Genomic DNA, 15,527 nt, shown 5'->3' with positions numbered 1-15,527 from the left:
CGAAACGGTTAAGCTACCTGCGGCAGCAATTCGCGCCGCTCATCACGCTTAAACTTTCACATCATGAACATTGGAATCATCGGCGCCGGCCACATCGGCAGCGCCCTGGCCGTTCGCCTCACGAGCCTCGGCCACTCGGTTAAAATCGCCAACTCCCGCGGCCCCGAAACGCTGGGCGACGTGGCGCAGAAAACCGGCGCTACCCCCGTCACGGCCGAAGAAGCGGCTAAGGGCGCCGACCTTATCGTGGTGACCATCCCGCTGAAAAACATCCCCGACCTGCCCAAGGACCTGTTTGCCGGCGTGCCCGCCGAGGTGCCCATCATCGACACGAGCAATTACTACCCCATGCTGCGCGATGGCCAGATTGCGGAGCTCGAAACTGGCGACCTCACCGAGAGCGAGTGGGTACAGCAGCACCTGGGCCGCCCGGTGGTAAAGGTGTTCAACAACATCTACGCCGACCACCTGCAAAACAAAGGTGTTGCCGCCGGCACGCCCGGCCGCATTGCCCTGCCCGTAGCCTCTGACGATGCTGCCGCCAAGCAAAAAGTAATGGCCCTGGTGGAAGAACTGGGCTTCGACGCCGTGGACGACGGCACCCTGCACGAGTCGTGGCGCCAGCAGCCCGGCACCCCGTCCTACGGCGCCGACATGCCTGCCGATAAGCTGCGCGAGCATTTCGCCAGCCTTGGTTCCAAACGCACCGAGGCCCAGCACGCCGAGTACAAAGCCAACCACGCCAAAACCGAGCAGGCCATGGCCGACCAGGGCATCAAGCTGAAGTAGCTTATTGGCGCTCAAACTACAAAAAAGCCTCACCGATTGGTGGGGCTTTTTTGTAGTTTGAGCGCCAGGCGTAGCGGCTGCTATTGGGCGGAAATAGGGAATGACTAGCGGCAGCGTTATTCGTATTGCTGCACGGCCAGGTACATGCTCACATTGCCCGCGTACTTTTCCCAGGCGGCCTGGCTTTTCTGGCGGATAAGGGTGCGGTTTATCAGCGTGGGGAGCAGCACTGGGCCGCTGAGGCGCTGGCTTTTGGGGGTGGCTTTTTCGCCTTGCAGCCACTGAATGCCCGCCGCTACGGTCTGGCCTTTGGTGAGGTATAGGTTGTAGCGGCGCAAGTCGAGGCCCACCCAGCCGGTGCGCTGGTTGGGCACAAGGAACTGAATGTCATCGTTGACCAGTAGGCGGTCGGGCTTGCCGTGCTGCACATCGTAAAGCAGAAAGCGCAGGCGCAGGGAGCGGAATTCGTTGTGAGCGAAATACACCCGGAAGCTGTCGACGAAGCTGTTTTTGCGCACCGGTACCATGGTGGCCAGTTCCCAGCCGCGCACATCGCGCACGTCGGCGGCGCTGTCGGTGGTCCACTGCAGGGGCGAAAACGTGCTGCGGCATCCTATGAAGCCAGGTTTCAGCTGCGCGTGGCGCACGTGCACCTCCTGCAGCTCCTGGCTCATGGGCTGCAGGGTCCACACAGCGCCGGGGCGCTGCAGCTGCGCCACCGTGAGGCGTAGCGAACGGAAGCCCACGCAGGAAATAATGACCGAATCGGCGGCAGTCAGGGTGGGAGGGGGCGCGAAGGCAAAGCGCCCCGTTGCATCGGCCGTGGTGCCGATGGCTTTGCCCTTTACGCCAACGGTGGCAAAGGCCACGGGCTGGCCCGAGGCGGCTTGTACGCGGCCCGCCAGGGGCGGGGCCTGGGCGGTGGCGCGGGAAGGCAGAAGGCTGGTTAATGCCAGCAGGAGAAGCAGAAAAAGGCGGGGCAGCATGAGCAAACAGAGTTGAAGTTGCCCAATAGATACCTAATGGCCTGGTTTCGTTGCCTGACCGCTGGTTACAGCTTTTGCGCGGCCACGCCTTCCGTCGTAATCTTCACCGGCTGAATGCGGCCATGTGCATCAAAAACCAGCTTGTCGATGCAGGTCACGCGGTGGTTGTGGTCGGTTTCGCCCAGCGGCCGGCGGTGGTACACGATGTACCACTCGTCCTTGCCCGGTACCTGAATGACGGAGTGGTGCCCGGCACCGGTGGCCACGGCCGGGTCTTGCTGCAGGATTTTGCCCACCCGCCGGAACGGCCCCAGCGGCGAATCGGCCACGGCGTACGCCACGGAGTAGTCGGGCAGGCCCCAGCCGCCTTCCGACCACATAAAATAGTACTTGCCGCCGCGCCGGAACATGAAAGGGCCCTCCACGTAGTGCTCCGGCGTTATTTCCTTGTAGGTGCTGCCGTCGGGGAAGGGCAACAGACCGGTAAAATCCGGCTTGAGGCGCGTGATGTTGCAATGCGACCAGCCGCCGTAAATCAGGTAGTACTGCCCGTCGGTGTCGCGGAAGGCAAACTGGTCGATGGGTTGGGCACCGTTCTGAATGGTGCCGATGAGCGGCTTGCCCAGGTAGTCACGAAACGGCCCCTCCGGCCGGTCGGCCACCGCCACCCCGATGCCGCCCACTTCGCCCTCGTGCACGTCGTTGGCCCCGAAAAACAGGTAGTAGCGCTGGTCCTTCTGCACGATGGACGGCGCCCACAGGGCCCGCCGGGCCCATTTCACGCTGGCCGTGTCGATGATGCGCGGGTGCTTGGTCCAGTGCACCAGGTCGGGCGAGGAGAAAGCATCCATGAACACCTGCTCCTTGTACGGCGCCGAATAGGTGGGGTAAATCCAGCACTGCCGGCCGAAAATAGTGGCCTCGGGGTCGGCGTACCAGCCAGGAAACAGCGGGTTGCCCGACCGGACCGTGCTGGTTTTCGTTGGGCTGGCGGATTGTGAAAAAGCAGCGCGTGGCAGGAGGGAAGCCGCAAGGGAGGCGGCAAACAGCAGGCATTTCATAGCTGCATAATTACGCTGAAATTTGCCGGCGTACTAGCTGATTGGTAGCCCTGAAGGCCCTGATACGGTGCAACAAACGTTGGCAGTGCCATGGGCGAAAAAGACCGCGCTGCATCGGCCATGCGCCCCATGCCTTGCGTATGCGTGCGCTTAGGCCCGCCTCAATACCCAAAAATGCAAGAAGAAAAACGCCTCGCCGAAGCCCACGATGATACCGCTCGTTGGAAGCAATTCGGCCCTTACCTTACCGAGCGTCAGTGGGGCACCGTGCGCGAAGACTACTCGCCTCACGGCGACGCCTGGAACTACGTGGGCCACGACATGGCCCGCGCCTACGCCTACCGCTGGGGCGAGGAAGGCCTCGGCGGCATTTCCGACGACCAGCAGCTGTTCTGCTTTGCCCTGGGCTTCTGGAACGGGCAGGACAACCAGCTGAAGGAGCGCCTCTTCGGCCTCACCAACCCCGAGGGCAACCACGGCGAAGATGTGAAGGAGCAATACTACTACCTCGACAGCACGCCCACGCACTCCTACATGCGCATGCTGTACAAGTACCCGCAGCAGGCGTTCCCCTACGAACGGCTGCGCGCCGAAAACGCCCGCCGCACCCGCAAGGAGCCCGAATTTGAGTTGCTCGACACGGGCATCTTCGACGAAAACCGCTACTTCGACGTGTTCATCGAATACGCCAAAGCCGGCCCGCAGGACCTGCTCATCAAGGTCACTGCCCACAACCGCGGCCCCGAAGCCGCGCCGCTTACCGTGCTGCCGCAGCTCTGGTTTCGCAACACCTGGACGCTGGGCTACGACGACCATCGCCCCGAAATTCGCCGCATGGCGCCCGATGCCCTCGAAGCCGAGCACCGCGACCTGGGCCGCTACTGGCTCTACTGCGACCAGCCTGCCGAGCTGCTTTTCTGTGAAAACGAAACCAGCCCCACGCTTTTCGGCAAAAAGCGCAAGCGCAAAAACAAGGCTCACCGCTACTACAAAGACGGCATCAACGAGTACGTGGTGCAGGGCCAGGCCACGGCCGTGAACCCCACCGGGCGCGGCACCAAGGCCGCCGCGCACTACCAGTTCACTGTGGAGCCCGGCCAGTCTCAGGTGGTGCGCCTGCGGCTCAGCCAGCCCACGCACGAATCCCCTTTTGCCGATTTCGATGAAGTTTTTGCCCAGCGCAAGCACGAGGCCGACCAGTTTTACAACTGCATTCAGGAAGGCCTGAGCAGTGCTGATGCCCGCAATGTGCAGCGCCAGGCTTTCGCCGGCATGCTCTGGAGCAAGCAGTTCTATTATTACGACGTTAGCCAGTGGCTCGACGGTGACCCCGCCCGGCCCGCGCCGCCCGCCCAGCGCCTCACCGGCCGCAACCACACCTGGCGTCACCTGCACAACGCCGACCTCATATCCATGCCCGACAAGTGGGAATATCCCTGGTACGCGGCCTGGGACCTGGCCTTCCACTGCCTGCCCCTGGCCATGGTGGACAGCACCTTTGCCAAGCACCAGCTGCGCCTGCTGTGCCAAGACGGCTACCTGCACCCCAATGGCCAGATGCCGGCCTACGAGTGGCATTTTAGCGACGTGAATGCGCCCGTGCACGCCTGGGCCACCTGGCGCGTGTATCAGATGGACTGCAAGCTGCACGGGCGGCCCGACACCGAATTCCTCGAAGCCGTGTTCCAGAAGCTGGTGATGACCTTCACCTGGTGGGTGAACCGCAAGGACCGTGACGAGCGCAACATCTTCGAGGGCGGCTTCCTGGGCATGGACAACATCGGCGTGTTCGACCGCTCGGCGCCGCTGCCCACCGGCGGCAAAATCGAGCAGAGCGACGGCACCTCCTGGATGGCCATGTTCTCGCTCAACCTCATGCGCATGGCCCTGGAGCTGGCCCGCACCACGCCCGTGTACCAGGAAATGGCCGTAAAATTCTTTGAGCACTTCCTGCACATTGCCGAAGCCATGACGCGCGGCGGGGGCGGCCACTTCAACCTCTGGGACGACGAGGACCAGTTTTACTACGACGTGCTGCACGCCCCCGACGACACCCGCACCCGCCTGCGCATCCGCTCAATGGTGGGCCTCATTCCGCTCTTTGCCGTCGAGGTGATTGACGACGAGCTGCTGGCCACCGTACCCGAATTCCATGCCCGGGCCTTGGCCTTGTTGCAGCGCCGCCCGCGCCTGGCCGAGCTGGTGAGCCGCTGGCAGGAGCCCGGCCACGGCGCCCGCCACCTCATGGGCCTGATGCGCCGCAGCCGCCTGCGCAGCGTGCTCACCCGCATGCTCGACGAAACCGAATTTCTTTCCGACCACGGCATCCGCTCGCTCTCGCGCTACCACCTGGACAATCCCTATCACTACCACTTGGGCGAAGCCGACAGCGTTTCGGTGCACTACGTGGCCGGCGAGGCCGACTCCGACATGTTTGGTGGCAACTCCAACTGGCGTGGCCCCGTGTGGTTTCCAGTCAATTGTCTGATAATTGAGTCGTTGCAGCGCTTCCATAGCTACTACGGTGACGGTTTCACGGTGGAATATCCCACCGGCTCGGGCCAGCAGCACACCCTGGCGCAGGTGGCCGACGCACTCTCTGCCCGCTTGGCCCGCCTGTTTCTCAAGGATGAAAACGGCCGCCGCCCCGCACTCGGCGCCTCCGAAATAGAGCAAACTGACCCGCACTTCCGCGATTACCTGCTCTTCCACGAATACTTCCACGGCGACGACGGCCACGGCCTCGGCGCCAGCCACCAGACCGGCTGGACGGGCTTGGTGGTGCGGCTGCTGGAAAAGGCGAAGTAGAGCGGAGCATTCAGCCCGTCATGCAGAGCGCAGCGAAGCATCTCGCGTGCAAGAGTAAACCAATCGGTTGAATTGCATTGAGCACGCGAGATACTTCGCTGCGCTCTGCATGACGTTTACTTTCTGACCACCTCATTCTGATTTAGTCCACCGCCACCGAACCAACCACCGGCGGCCCTGCCACCTCCGCCCGCATACGCGGCAGGCTTTGAGGGAATTCGCGCTGCAAAAACACCACCAGCCCCTCGCGCACCAGGCAGCGCAGGTCCCAGAGGGCGCTGGCGTTGGCGGCGCTCACCAGGGCGCGCAGCTCCAGGGTGCGCTCTTTCGAGTCCGTCACCTGCAGCACGCACACGCGCTGGTCCCAGAGCGGGCTGGCTTCGAGCAAGCGGCGCAGCTCGGCGCGCAGGGCGTCGATGGGCACCGTGTAGTCGGTTTGGAGGAAGATGGCGCCGGTGAGGCGGGCGCTGGTGCGCGTCCAGTTTTGGAAGGGCTTTTCGATGAAGTAGTTGAGCGGCAGCACCAGCCGGCGCTCGTCCCAGATGCTGAGCACTACATACGTGAAGGTGATTTCTTCCACGCGTCCCCACTCGCCCTCCACCACCAGTACATCATCAATGCGAATGGGCTGGGTGAAGGCAATCTGAAACCCTGCCAGCAAGTTGCTGATTGAGCGCTGCGCCGCGAAGCCCACAATGACGCTGGCAATCCCGGCCGACGTAAGCAGGCCCGTGCCCAGTCGCCGCACCGTTTCGAAGCTCATCAGCACCAGTCCCACGGCCACAAACGCCACCAGCGAAGCCGCCAATTTCTTCAGAAACTGCAGCTGCGTGAACAGTTTGCGCACCCGCAGGTTGTCGGGCGCGCCGAGCTGGTAGCGGCGCTGCACCAAGTCCTGCGCCACGTCCAAGGCCTTTATTAAGCCCCAGGCAAAGGTCAGAATCAGGGTGAACTCCACGACGCGGCGCAGCACCTCGAAGGGCTTGGGCGGCAGCGGCACCAGCGGTAACAGCAGCGACACGGCCAGCACCGGCAAAAACCACGCGCTGGCCGCCCGCAGGTGCCGGCCCACGGAGCGCGCCAAGGCCGAATCCTCGCGCCGGTCGTAGGCCCGCAGCAGCCCAAAACTCACAAACCGCACCAGCAGCCCGACCGCCAGCCCGCCCAGCAGTACAGCCAGGCCCGTGACTACATCAGGAAAATGAGAAAACAGATGAGCGAGACGTTCATTCATAAAAAAACTGGCAACGCAAGCCGCGCCGGGCCGCCCGCCGGGGCGCAAGGTGTACCCCGCCCGGCCCCGAAAGGTTAGTGCTGGGCGAACGCAGCCGGTGATAGTGGGCATGAGCATCGCCTGATATTTGCCGCATGAAACGCTTACTGCTCCCCGCGTTGCTGCTGCTCATAAGCAGCTGTGCCACCACTTCCCGCCTGGCCGTGCCCGCAGCCATCCCGGCCGACATGCGGGCCGAGCCGTGGGTGCTGTTCGATTCGGCGCGCCAGCGGGCGGTGCCGGTGGTGCTTTACCTTCCCACCGGTGCCAATACCAGGAGCCGGCTAAAGCCCGCCATTCTCAGCCACGGCTATGGCGGGCAAAATACCGCTTACACCTTTCTGGCCCGAACCCTGGTGGCACACGGCTACCTGGTTGCCAGCATCCAGCACGAACTGCCCACTGACGCGCCCATGCCCACTACGGGCGAAGTGCGCGTTGTTCGCCGCCCGTGGTGGGAGCGCGGGGCACAAAACATCGAATTTGTGCGCCAGGCACTGCACCGCCGCTACCGCCGCCTGCAAGCGAACCGCTTGTTGCTGGCCGGCCATTCCAACGGCGGCGACATCTCGATGCTGTACGTGGCCGAGCACCCGGGCCGCGTCGCACGCGTCATCTCGCTCGACAACCGGCGCGTGCCGTTGCCCCGGGCCCGGCGGCCCCGCGTGCTGTCGTTGCGCTCCTCCGACCAGGTGGCCGACCCCGGCGTGCTGCCCACGCCCGCCGAGCAGCGGCAATTTGGCACCGTCATCTTGCCCCTTCCTCATACCATTCACAACGACATGTGGGACGGGGCCACCGAGGCTCAGAAGGTAGAGATGAAGGAAGCCGTGGCGCGCTTTCTAACGAATTGAACTTCCGAACCGCACCCGCTCGGTGGGGAAAGCTTATCTTTTTAACATCTGGTCACCGAAATTTTGGCTACTGCCGGGTGGCTAACGGGACACTTGCTGCTTTGAGCGAATTATTGCGGGGGCTAATCGAAAAGTGGCCCCGGCATGAGTCAATTTATTCGGGTTTAGATATAAATTTGACACTTAATTCAAGCCGATGTTAGCGCAACAGGTATTTCAGAAATCTAGAGCGGTGGTACTGGTGTCGCACCGCGAGTCGTGGGCCGGGGAGTTCTCCGAAATAGCCCGGCGCATTTGCGCCGCCGCCGGCCCCGCCATTTTGCGCATCGACCACATCGGCTCCACCGCCGTGCCGGACCTGTGCGCCAAAGACGTCATCGACATTCAGATTACCGTAGCCGACCTCGACGATGTGACCGGGCTGACGCATCCGCTCTGGCAGGCCGGTTTCCGGCAAGGTGCCTTCGAGTACGATGTGTACCACGCTCTGCCCGAGCATTCGGACGAGCTGCGCAAGCTCTACCTGCGCGAGCCCCTGGGTGGGCGCCGCACCCACATTCACGTGCGCGAAGCCGGGCGCTTCAATGCTCGGTTTGCCTTGCTGTTTCGGGACTACCTGCGGGCCTACGCGCCAGCCCGCCAAGAATATGAACTGCTGAAAAGCCGCGCCGCCACCGTTTTCCCCGACAGCATCGAAGGCTACCTATTCCTGAAAGAACCCGTCTTTCACCTCATCTATCAGGCCGCGGAGTGCTGGGCCGAGAAGGTGCGCTGGAAGGCGGCGCCAGAACTCAGCTAAAGGTCGGATGCCTTACAGTGCCCGCCCGATGGCCTCGCGCAACCGCGTTAGGTTGTCGGTGTATTCCTGGTCGTAGGTGAAGCGGCCCTGCCGGTCGATGACGGCCGTGGTGGGGTAGCCCAGCACTCCGAACTGCCGGGCCACCTCGCTCCCTTCGGGCAGCACCGCGAAGCCGAAGTCGCCGCGCGTGGCCAGAAACTTGCGCAGCGCCTCGGGCTTGTCGCGCGCCACCGACACGAACACCACATCGGGGTTGGCGCCATAAGCGGCCGTGAGCGTTTTGAGGTTCGGCATTTCCTCGATGCAGTAAGGGCAGCGGATAAACCAGAAATTCACCACTACCACCTTGCCCCGCAAGTCGGCCAGTGCCACCGGCTGGCCCGTGCGCACATCCACGCCGCTGAAGGCGGGGGCGGCCGTGCCGAAGGTGCGCGCCGGCGACAGGGCCTGCGTGCGCACAGCGTCGGGCGTGTCGGCAGGGCGCAGCGAAATAGATGTGAAGGCGCGCCCCTGCGATTGGTGGTCGTAGACGGCAAACTGGCCGGTGCTCAGCTTGGCCTTGAACTCGTCCTTGGAAATGACGTGGCCGTCCACGTCTTTGAACACGGTGGTTTTCGTGACTTTGGCGCGTTGCGCGGCGGCGGGCAGCGCGGCCAGCAGCAGGGCCGTCCACAGGTAGGGTCGCATCATGCGGAGCAAGTTAGGAAGAAGTAAGCGGTGGCTAGCGGGCCACGTGCAGCCGCACGACTTCGCCTTTGGCTGAGCGCAGGCACAGCACGTAAGACCCGGGCGCCAAGTGCGCGAGGCCCGTTAGCTGATGAGCACCGGTGCCATCGGGCAGGGTTTGCCGCAAGGCGATGCGGCCCATTGCATCCACCAGCTCGGCCTGCAGCTCGCCGGTGAGGCTCGCGGGCAAGGCCAGCTCCAGGTAGTCGGCGAAGGGCACAGGCCAGGCCTGGACTACCGTTGTTGGGCTTGCCACCAGCGGCGGCGAAAATTCCAGGACGCCCACATCGGGCGGAGTGGCGCGCGGCTGGCCGGCAAGGTCGGTGGCCACCAGCTTTACGAGCGTGCCTGCCCGGGCCAGGGCCGGGTTAGTGGGCCGCAGGTCTGAGCCGGGCGCAAATTGGGGGTCGAGGTCGCGCGAGTGCTTTTCCTGCTGCGTCAGGGCCTTCCAGTCGGCCAGGGTTTGGCCCACAAAGGGCGTAGCCGTGGACGTACCCTCCACGTGGACGTGGCCCACATCGCCCTGGGGCACGCTGTTCAGCACATAGTCGTTGTGGTCGAGGCGCAGATTGGTGGCGGTGGCGGCCCCTTGGTTGCGGGGGACGTCGACGTGCACCAGCAAGGCCGACCGCGGGCCGCTGGTGGGCGTAGTGGCCACCAGCACGTTGTTAACGGCCTCTACCGGGCCATGCGAGGGCTGCGCACAACCCAGAATCAAGTTCGTCAATCCTACGCCCGGGGTGGCCACATTGCTAAGGGCCACGGTGTTGTTGGCCACCAGGTATTGGTTGGTAGGCGCATTGGTCACCATGAAGTAAAGTCCCTGCACGGAGCCCTCCACACGGAAGGGGTAAGTGGGAGCGGCGTTGTAGTACAGGTTCTGCACCTGGTTGTTGAACACCTGCACGTCGGCCGGCGGCGCGAGGTAGTTGGTGCCCGCTCCGGCGGTCTGGTAAATCCGAATGCCATAAATGCCCGTGAAGCTGGCCGTCACGTTGGGCAGTAGGTACTCCAGGTTGTCGAGGCGGTTGCGGGCAATCACGGTGGGCTGCGGCCCCACCACGTCGGAAAGGTAAATGCCGCACAGCTGGTCGTTGGAGCCCACCAAGCCCCGAATCACCGAGTCGTGCACGCGCAAGCCATTTAGCCGGTTGGCGTAGATGCCATTGGTGCCCTCAATGCGGGTGGTTTGGCCGATGCTGCGGGCGGCGCCCGAGCCAATGGTGACGTGGCTGATTTCCACGTCGTAGTCCGGCATATTCTGATAGTCCGATTTTAGCCGGATGCCCTCGTTGACGTGGTCGATGGTGATGTTTTCGTAGCGGATATGGCCGTTTACCCGGGCCGTATCGCCCTGTCCCAGGTTGGCATACAGTGTGCTTTGCTGGTAGATGCCCCGGGTGAATTCCGACGAATTGCCCAGCCGAATGGCGCAGTTGCGGATGGTGACATTGCGGCACCCGGCCACATTGTCGCGGTTGCTCAGCTGGTAGCCCACAACGGGGCCGGTGGTGCCGGGCACGATGTCGATGCCATCAAAAGTAAAATTACTGGCCCCGGAGAGGGCAATGCCGATGTTTTCCGACTGGATGGCGGGGTTGGCCCCGGCCCCCGCGCCCCGCCGAAAAACCACGGCGTGCGAATTGGTGCCCCGCAGCCACGGCGGCGCCTCCACAAAGCGCTGGCCGGGCGTGGCCTCAAACGTGGTGGGGCCGGCCGTGCCGCCCTCGTTGAGCGCCCAGATGGCTTCGGTAAACGAACTGAACGAGCGCGCCGAGCTGGGCTGCTGCCGGTCGATGGCGTAGGTGCCGGCCAGGGGCGGCAGCGCGCCGGCAATGAACTGCACGTTGTCGAACGCGGCCGGCAATTCGCGCAGCACAGCCCGATTTACCCACGTGAAAACGAAGCGCTGCGTGGTGCCCGCCAGGGCCGGGCTTAGCCGAATTTGCAGCGAGGTGAACACCGCGGGGCCGGCTGGGTTGGGCGTGCCGGTGACGCTGTATACCTGCGGCAGTTGCAGCGGCTCGACACCACCCAGGGGCAGAAACGTAGTAGGTGCCTGAAAGATGGTGAATCGGCCCTCGGTGCGCATATCCAGCCGCAGGAAAAACGTGCTGGTCCCGGCCGGAAAGGTGACATCGCAGTACAAGTGCGTCGCGTCGTTCACATTGGGAACGGGGGCATACGCTGTGGCGCTGCCCGAGGCAAAAGCGGCTTGCTGGCCCAGCCAGCGCGCGCCGTTGCCCGCCTGCGTTCCCCGAAACCAGTTCAGCCCGGCCTGGCCACCGACCTGGCGAAACGGGCCCAATCCGTTTTCAAAATCCTCGGATAGCAGCACCGTCTGGCAGTAGGCGGAGGTTGCGCTTAAAAGTAGAAAAAAGAAAAGTAAGCGTGTAATCACTGGCAAACAGAATAATAGATAGTGAAACCGTGAAGTTACGACCAGCACATGTGTCACAGCCCTCTTTCTGAATTCCAAGACCAGCCTCAAGAGATGGGTTGACGCGAACCCCATTGCCACCAAGTGCTAGTGTTCGCGTATCGATAACCGGCCTGCAAGCGCCATCAGCTGCTGCTCCCGCCCACTAAAACTCTAACCGCCAAAGTGGCTGCATAGACAGAGAGAAGTTGCCCGGCAAATGTGCTTACCCCGGCAGGGCCCGCAGGGCCGCGAGGGCTTCCTGGGTTTTGCGACGGTATTTGCGAGCTTCGCGGGCGTTGTCGTCGTCACGGTCGGTTTCGCGGTTAGGCACCGGAATGCCGTTGGCGAAATAGGCGAGCAGCGTTTGGCGCAGGGCGGGGGTAAGGCGCCGGAACTTGTGCTTATGCAGCCGGCGCAGCAGTTCGCCGTAGGTGCGGTCGGCCAGAACGTAGGCGGTGGGTTGGGTGGGCGCGCCGGTGTCGAGGTTGTTATCGGCCAGCGGGCGGGTGCGGGAGGTGTCGGCGGGCTGTTCCTTCACCAAAGTGCGAAACCGGGCCTCCGAATCTTGGTAGCTGCGGTGGAACTGCAGGGCCCCCGGCACGTCGGGCAAGGTGAAGGCGTAGGGCTTGAGCGGGCCGATTTTGGGCAGCACACGCAGCACGTTGGCCATCAGCTTGGCGCCGAAGCCCGGCCGCTCGTAGTCATTGCCGAACTCGCGGCGGTACTGCCGGCGGTTGGCGTGGTAGAGTGAATCGCCGCGTCGGGCGCGTGGGCTCAGCGCCCGGATTTCATCGTGCTTGTGGTGCCAGGCGGCGCGGGCGGCGGCCGGCAGCAGCTGGTTCACCGCGAAGCGAAACATGATGATGCTGGCATCCACGCTCAGAAAAATCTGCTTCATCTCGATGCCGTAGGTTTGGCGGAAAGCCCGCTCCATCACCGGCTTGCTCACCCGAAAGCCAATGGCCTTGTGATATTTCTGGCTCTGGTAGCGCCCCGCGGCCACCTGCACCACGTCGAAGGAAAACTCCATCTCGGTGTGCCGCACGCGCGACTGCTCGTAGGTTACCACCGGCCCGAACTTGGCTTTTAAGTCCGGATACACCGTGGGGATAATCAGGTTGGTACCCTCGGGGTGGCCCACGTTGTCGGCCGCGTAGTGGGCCAGCGCGCCCAAGGCAAAGGCGTACTCGTTGCGGTTGCGGGCCTCGCGCAGCAGGTTGCGCACGAAATCGCCGGAGCGCACGTAGTGGGTCAGGTTGGTGAAGAGGCTGGAGCCCAGTGGGTAATAGCCCATGTCCTGCAAAATGGCCCCGCCGTAGGCGTAGCTCTTGGCCATGTTCATCTCCTTGGCCGTGCCGCCGGGGTAGTGGCGCTCGAGCTGGGGCGCGATGCAGTCGGCCCAGGCCGTGTCGACGATGGCCTGATGGGTAAGCACCGAGTAGGCGGCGGCCGGCGCGGCGGGCGCGGCCAACAGCAAAAGCAACAGCAGGCGAAACAGCATGAAAGGGGGCATACGAAAAAACTAACCTCGGCAACGTGGAAACGGCCGGGGGCGTTGTCGTGAAGAATAGGGCCGTGGCATTTACAAACTTTAGTTAGCTGCTTGCTACAATAATTCACCGGCCTGCTGCCGTTGTGCGCCCAGGCCGGAGCGAAGAACAGCCGGCACCCTTCGCGTATGAAATCCAGTGTCCTGGCCCTGCTCTTGCTGGCCGGCTTGCGGGGCTGCTTTGCCCAAAACGTAGCGTCAGACAGTACCTCTGGCAAGACGAAAAAAGCCGCGGCGGAACACTTCTCCGCGCCCGCTTACCATGCCACCCTGCGGCGCTTCACGGCCCGGCGCCTGCGGCTGGCGGCGCGCTACCGGCAGGCGGCTACGCGCCCAGCCCGGGCCGCCCGGCTGGCCGAAGCGCGGGAGCTGCTGCTCACGGCCCTCGACAGCACCATCTTTCCGGCCTGGGAGGGCACGCCGTGGGCGTTTTACGGCACCAGCTGGGAGCCACGGCGCGGGCGCATTGCCTGCGGCTACTTCGTCACCACGTCGCTGCACGATGCCGGGCTGCGCCTGCAGCGCACCGTGCTGGCCAAGCAAACGTCGGAGTGCATTATCAAAAATCTGACTTCGGAAGCCCACATCACCCGCTACTGGGGCGTGGAGTCGGCCGATTTCGTGCAGCAGGTGCGGGCCTTGGGGCCGGGCCTTTACGTGCTCGGGCTCGACTTTCACGTGGCTTTCCTACGAGTGCGCGAGGGCGGCGCTGTGCAAATGGTGCACTCTTCTTACCTGGGCCCTGGTACGGTGGTGCGCGAGGCGGCCGAGAGCAGCGCGGCAATTGGCTCAAAGTACCGCGTGCTGGGCAAGGTGTCGGATGACGATGCTTTCGTGCGCCGCTGGCTGCTGGGCGAGGCGCTGGCCGTGCACGGCGCCACCGTGAAGGAGTAGGAGCGAAGCAAACGACCGTCATGCAGCGCGCAGCGAAGCATCTCGCGTGTGGGAGTAAACCAATCGATTGAGTCACTCTTGCACGCGAGATGCTTCGCTGCGCTCTGCATGACGGTTCTTTGCCTAACTTGGCAGCCTTCCCACCTTCATCCAGCTGCCTATGTCACAAGCTGCTACGCTGCCGCCCGTTTCCATCCCCAGCCGCGCGGCCGTGACGCGGGTGCAAGCCATCGACGTGGTGCGTGGGCTGGTGATGGTCATCATGGCCCTCGACCACATCCGCGAGTTCTGGAGCCCTACCCGCGTACGGCCTGAGGACGTGACGCAGGCGTCGGCCTTGCTGTTTTTCACGCGTTGGGTCACGCACTTTTGCGCGCCCACGTTTGTGTTTCTCTCGGGCTGCAGCATCTACCTGCTAGAGCAAAAGCTGGGCAGCCGCAAGCGCCTGAGTGGCTTTTTGCTCACCCGCGGGCTGTGGCTGGTGCTGCTGGAAGTGGTGGTTATCAATGGTATCCTGCAATGGGGCGCTTACAACCTCATTCTGCTGCAAGTCATCTGGGCCATTGGCTGGGGTATGGTGGTGCTGGCGGGGCTGGTGTGGCTGCCGCGCGGCGTGCTGGCGGCGCTGGCCTTCGTGATTATTGCGGGGCACAACCTGCTGCCGAATATCCAGCCCGTCACGACTGATAACGCGGTGTGGGCGCTGCTGCACAACAGCCCATTTCTGCTGCCGCTGCGGGGGCTGCCGCCGCTGCTGGTGCCCTATTCCTTTTTGCCCTGGCTGGGGCTGATGCTGGCAGGCTACGCGGTGGGGCCGTGGTTTCGGCTGCCGTTGGCGGCGCGCAACCGGCGCCTGCGCCTGGCCGGCACGGCGCTGCTGGTGCTGTTTGTGGCGCTGCGGGCCACCAACTGGTACGGCGACCCGCAGCCCTGGAGTGTGCAGCCGCGTGGAATGCTCTACACAGTCCTCTCTTTCATCAACATCACCAAATACCCGCCCTCACTGTTATTTGTCTGCCTCACGCAGGGGGTGGCACTGTGGCTGCTGAGCATCTCCGAAACGGCCACCGGCCAGCTCAGCCGCTGGCTGCGCACCTTCGGGCAGGTGCCGTTTTTCTACTACCTGCTGCACCTGCTGCTCATCAGCGGGGCCGCCTGGGTGTGGAGCTACCTGGCATATGGCCAGCCCTTCAACTTCTCCTTTGCCGAGCCCAAAGACTGGCTCGCCGGCTACGAGCCCAGCCTGGCACGGGCCTACGCCGTGTGGGCAGGCGTGATATTTACGCTGTACTGGCCCTGCCGCTGGTACCGGGGCTACAAGCAGCGGCATAGCTACTGGTGGCTGTCGTACTTGTAGCCGGGCTCG

The 15,527-nt window shown here is 63.6% G+C and carries 11 protein-coding genes and 1 pseudogene; 6 read left to right on the top strand and 6 right to left on the bottom strand.

The window, feature by feature from the left end; genetic code table 11:
• Window positions 1–51: 51 nt before the first annotated feature.
• A pseudogene (locus I2I01_RS02565) lies at window positions 52–789 on the top strand (NADPH-dependent F420 reductase); the annotation flags it as partial.
• A gap of 116 nt (window positions 790–905) precedes the next feature.
• On the opposite strand, the gene I2I01_RS02560 reads toward I2I01_RS02565, so the two are convergent.
• Both I2I01_RS02560 and I2I01_RS02555 read right to left on the bottom strand, forming a co-directional pair.
• On the bottom strand, window positions 906–1,775 hold the full coding sequence (locus I2I01_RS02560) for a carboxypeptidase-like regulatory domain-containing protein (protein ID WP_196284845.1): 870 nt from the start codon (window positions 1,773–1,775) through the stop codon (window positions 906–908).
• 65 nt (window positions 1,776–1,840) lie between these two features.
• On the bottom strand, window positions 1,841–2,836 hold the full coding sequence (locus I2I01_RS02555) for a glycoside hydrolase family 43 protein (protein ID WP_196284844.1): 996 nt from the start codon (window positions 2,834–2,836) through the stop codon (window positions 1,841–1,843).
• Window positions 2,837–3,010: 174 nt separating this feature from the next.
• Between I2I01_RS02555 and I2I01_RS02550 the strand changes: the two genes are divergently transcribed.
• Window positions 3,011–5,644, top strand: a complete 2,634-nt coding sequence (locus I2I01_RS02550; RefSeq protein WP_196284843.1) for an MGH1-like glycoside hydrolase domain-containing protein — start codon at window positions 3,011–3,013, stop codon at window positions 5,642–5,644.
• A gap of 142 nt (window positions 5,645–5,786) precedes the next feature.
• Here I2I01_RS02550 and I2I01_RS02545 read toward each other — a convergent pair whose 3' ends face one another.
• Entirely contained in the window at window positions 5,787–6,878 is a 1,092-nt protein-coding gene (locus tag I2I01_RS02545) for a mechanosensitive ion channel family protein (protein ID WP_196284842.1), read from the bottom strand.
• A 134-nt stretch (window positions 6,879–7,012) separates the two neighbouring features.
• Between I2I01_RS02545 and I2I01_RS02540 the strand changes: the two genes are divergently transcribed.
• Window positions 7,013–7,771, top strand: coding sequence for an alpha/beta hydrolase (locus tag I2I01_RS02540; RefSeq protein WP_196284841.1), 759 nt, complete (start codon window positions 7,013–7,015; stop codon window positions 7,769–7,771).
• Window positions 7,772–7,967: 196 nt separating this feature from the next.
• On the top strand, window positions 7,968–8,570 hold the full coding sequence (locus I2I01_RS02535; protein ID WP_196284840.1) for a GrpB family protein: 603 nt from the start codon (window positions 7,968–7,970) through the stop codon (window positions 8,568–8,570).
• A gap of 12 nt (window positions 8,571–8,582) precedes the next feature.
• Here I2I01_RS02535 and I2I01_RS02530 read toward each other — a convergent pair whose 3' ends face one another.
• The 3 genes from I2I01_RS02530 to I2I01_RS02520 all read right to left on the bottom strand — a co-directional run bounded on the left by I2I01_RS02530 (window position 8,583) and on the right by I2I01_RS02520 (window position 13,219).
• The gene (locus I2I01_RS02530; RefSeq protein ID WP_196284839.1) at window positions 8,583–9,260 is read right to left on the bottom strand and encodes a TlpA family protein disulfide reductase; all 678 of its coding nucleotides are present in this window, start codon (window positions 9,258–9,260) and stop codon (window positions 8,583–8,585) included.
• A gap of 31 nt (window positions 9,261–9,291) precedes the next feature.
• A complete protein-coding gene (locus I2I01_RS02525; protein ID WP_196284838.1) occupies window positions 9,292–11,634 on the bottom strand; it encodes a hypothetical protein in 2,343 nt (780 codons plus the stop codon).
• A gap of 307 nt (window positions 11,635–11,941) precedes the next feature.
• Window positions 11,942–13,219, bottom strand: coding sequence for a zinc dependent phospholipase C family protein (locus I2I01_RS02520; RefSeq protein ID WP_196284837.1), 1,278 nt, complete (start codon window positions 13,217–13,219; stop codon window positions 11,942–11,944).
• A 177-nt stretch (window positions 13,220–13,396) separates the two neighbouring features.
• On the opposite strand from I2I01_RS02520, the gene I2I01_RS02515 reads away from it, so the two are divergent.
• Window positions 13,397–14,161, top strand: coding sequence for a hypothetical protein (locus tag I2I01_RS02515; protein WP_196284836.1), 765 nt, complete (start codon window positions 13,397–13,399; stop codon window positions 14,159–14,161).
• Window positions 14,162–14,321: 160 nt separating this feature from the next.
• A complete protein-coding gene (locus I2I01_RS02510) occupies window positions 14,322–15,518 on the top strand; it encodes a DUF1624 domain-containing protein (protein WP_196284835.1) in 1,197 nt (398 codons plus the stop codon).
• Window positions 15,519–15,527 lie beyond the last annotated feature (9 nt).

Origin of the sequence: Hymenobacter properus, assembly GCF_015694735.1 — a bacterium.
Taxonomy (GTDB): domain Bacteria; phylum Bacteroidota; class Bacteroidia; order Cytophagales; family Hymenobacteraceae; genus Hymenobacter; species Hymenobacter properus.
This window is presented reverse-complemented; position numbering and strand designations above follow the sequence as displayed.

Excerpts from the sequence above, each read along its gene's own strand:
- I2I01_RS02560 (WP_196284845.1), bottom strand. The coding sequence starts at position 1,775 with ATGCTGCCCCGCCTTTTTCTGCTTCTCCTGCTGGCATTAACCAGCCTT.
- I2I01_RS02555 (WP_196284844.1), bottom strand. The coding sequence starts at position 2,836 with ATGAAATGCCTGCTGTTTGCCGCCTCCCTTGCGGCTTCCCTCCTGCCA.
- I2I01_RS02550 (WP_196284843.1), top strand. The coding sequence starts at position 3,011 with ATGCAAGAAGAAAAACGCCTCGCCGAAGCCCACGATGATACCGCTCGT.
- I2I01_RS02545 (WP_196284842.1), bottom strand. The coding sequence starts at position 6,878 with ATGAATGAACGTCTCGCTCATCTGTTTTCTCATTTTCCTGATGTAGTC.
- I2I01_RS02540 (WP_196284841.1), top strand. The coding sequence starts at position 7,013 with ATGAAACGCTTACTGCTCCCCGCGTTGCTGCTGCTCATAAGCAGCTGT.
- I2I01_RS02535 (WP_196284840.1), top strand. The coding sequence starts at position 7,968 with ATGTTAGCGCAACAGGTATTTCAGAAATCTAGAGCGGTGGTACTGGTG.
- I2I01_RS02530 (WP_196284839.1), bottom strand. The coding sequence starts at position 9,260 with ATGATGCGACCCTACCTGTGGACGGCCCTGCTGCTGGCCGCGCTGCCC.
- I2I01_RS02520 (WP_196284837.1), bottom strand. The coding sequence starts at position 13,219 with ATGCTGTTTCGCCTGCTGTTGCTTTTGCTGTTGGCCGCGCCCGCCGCG.
- I2I01_RS02515 (WP_196284836.1), top strand. The coding sequence starts at position 13,397 with ATGAAATCCAGTGTCCTGGCCCTGCTCTTGCTGGCCGGCTTGCGGGGC.
- I2I01_RS02510 (WP_196284835.1), top strand. The coding sequence starts at position 14,322 with ATGTCACAAGCTGCTACGCTGCCGCCCGTTTCCATCCCCAGCCGCGCG.